1 pseudogene is annotated in these 2,623 nt (G+C 62.2%); it reads right to left on the bottom strand.

What is annotated here, in order from left to right:
- Positions 1 to 27 precede the first annotated feature (27 nt).
- Positions 28 to 2,623, bottom strand: a pseudogene (locus BV106_RS17650) (sugar-binding protein); the annotation flags it as partial.

Genomic DNA, 2,623 nt, shown 5'->3' with positions numbered 1-2,623 from the left:
GATCATAGGTCAAGTCCGCCTCGCGGGTCACTGCCCCAAGCCATCTTCCTCGGACCAGTCCGTGAGCTGGTTGAAGTCGTTGTAGGTGTAGAGCGTCTGGGTGGTGAGGGTGCCGTCTGTGCTCACCAGCTTGACGCTGCGGTTGCTGCCGGTGTCATAGGCATAACCGGTGGTGATCACCGGGGAACCCGGCTGGGCCATGGCCTCACCCGTGAGCCGGTTGGTGGCGTCATACACCATGACGGTGCTGCGCCAGCCCGCGCCACGGGTGCCTTCCCCAGGCCAGCGCTCTGACTGCACGGTGACATTGCCCACCGCGTCATAAGTCCACAGGAACTGGGCCTGTAGGGCATCGGCGCTGGTGTAGGTCTGGCGCGATTCCAGACGGCCTAGGTCGTCATACGAGTTGTACTGCCATAACCCGTTGGGCTGGGTCTGGGCCACCGCCCGGCTGGCCAGGTCATAATGATAGACCGTGGTGCGCCCGCCCTCGGTCACCGTGAGCGGTTTGCCCTGGCTGTCGTAGGTGGTGGCAATGGTCTTGCCCGTGCCCAGCGCGCTCCCGGTCCGTCGCCCGCCCAGGTCATAGGTGTAAGTATGTGTGAGGCCCTGAGAGGTTTCGGTGGCCACCCGGTCAAGGGCATCATAGGTGTAGCCCACTGTGGCCTCGGGACGACCCGTCTCGGTCACATCAGTGAGACGGCCCGCGGTATCATAGACCCGGGTGCGCACCACCGGGCTGCCGCCCACTGTCCAGGTCGTGGTGGTGAGCCGGTCGCGCAGGTCATAGCCAAAGGTGAACTCCCGCCCGGCACTGTCTTCCCGGAAGGTTTCACGAACCGCATCGTAATGACGCTCGGTCCACACGCCCTCCTGGAAGGTTTCTTTGAGGAGCCGATTGAGGTCGTCATAGGTGAACGTGGTCACCTTGCCCCGCGGATCGGTCACCGAGGTCCGGTTGCCGTTCTTGTCGTAACCAAAGGTGGTGATCTGCTCCTCGGCATCTTCCGTCTCGATGAGACGGTTGTGGATGTCGTAGGTGTTGGTCACCACCCGGTTGAGCGCATCGGTCACCGTCTTGACGTTGCCGTTGCGGTCATAGGTCATGGTGGAGATCTGATTCAACGCATTTCGCACGGTCAACATCCAGCCGGCGTTGTTGTAGGTCTTGGTGGTGACCTTGCCCAGGGGATCGGTGACCGTGAGCACGTTGCCTCCGGCGTCATAGGTGGTGTTCACCTCCGGCCGGGACCACTGGCCCGCCAGGGCATCCCAGATGTACGGGGAGGTCACCTTGGTGGGACGGTTCCGGTTGTCATAGACCGTGGTGACGATGTTCCCCAGGGGATCCTGCACGGCAATGACATTGCCATTGGCGTCATAGGCGGTCTTGGTCACCGGGCTGACCCCGTTGACCTCAGGCAGCGTCACCTCCACAGCGCGACCGGCCCGGTCGTACTGGGTGAGGGTTTCACGGCCCAGCTCATCCACCACCTTCCAGACCAGACCGGAGGGTGTGTAGAAGGAATGCCGGGTGGTGGCATCGGGATATTCCACCTTGGTGGGGCGGTTCAGGCCGTCAAAGGTGGTCTTGGTGATGCGATTGAGTGCGTCCTTGACCTCCTCTGGGTTGCCCGCGTCGTCATAGGTGGTGGTGACGGTGTTGCCCTCCGGCATCTGCTTGATCGTGGGCCGGTAGAGATCGTCATAGGTGATGGCGGTCACCTTGCCGCGCGGATCAGTGATGGTGGTGGGCTTGAACCCGCTCACGTCAAAGACGCTGCCCCCGCTGTTGGTCCCGTAGGTGTAGGTCGTGGTCTGGGCGTCCCCACCGCTGCCCACCGTGGTGGTGAGGCGTCGGCCGATGCCGTCATAGGTGTGGGTGGTGACCGTGCCGCGCGGATCGGTCTCCGTATGCGGCAAGTTCAGCGCCGTGTAGGTGGTTTCACGAACCAGATTGAGGCCGTCCACCATGGAGGTGGACTTCCTGCGCCGGTTCAAGGAGTCATACTCGTGCGTGGTCGTGAGCCCGCTTTCGGCCCTTTCCGACACCATGTTTCCGTGAGCGTCATAGCTGAACTGACGGTACGTGCTGTCGGCATTGGTAGCCTTGACAACTCGTAGACTTTGAGGGTGATATAGGAAGCTGATGCTTTGGCCGCGAGGATCGGTGACGGATCTTTTGCTGCCGTTGCCGGTATAGACGTAACTCGTGACCAGCTCAACACCCCCTCCGGCCGTAACGGCCTCCTTCTGGACCCGGCCATTGGCATCGGGGGTGTACTCCGTGATCAGATCGCCCCCGGTGGCGGTGGTGCTTTGCACCGTGGTCTTGGCCAGGAACCCGGCAAAGCCGCCGGCACCGTAGTCGAAGTCAGTGACCTTCAGGGTCGAGACACCCTTGCTGATGGTTTCCTTGGTCCGCAGCCCGGTGCCAGCTTGAATCGTGTAGCTGGTCAGCGTGCCCCGCTCATCGGTCATGGACTTCATGACCCGGGTGTCGTCATCATAGGTGAAGTAGCGGCTCTTGCCCAGGGCATTGACCTGCTGGATGGGGTCATCCCAGCCAAGACCGTTTGGCCCCACCGCACCATAGTGGAAGGTGGTGGTGTTCCCGCTGATG

Origin of the sequence: Verrucomicrobium sp. BvORR106 (assembly GCF_000739655.1) — a bacterium.
Classification (GTDB): domain Bacteria; phylum Verrucomicrobiota; class Verrucomicrobiia; order Verrucomicrobiales; family Verrucomicrobiaceae; genus Verrucomicrobium.
Note: the sequence above shows the minus strand (reverse complement) of the source record. Positions and strands in the feature narration are given on the sequence as shown.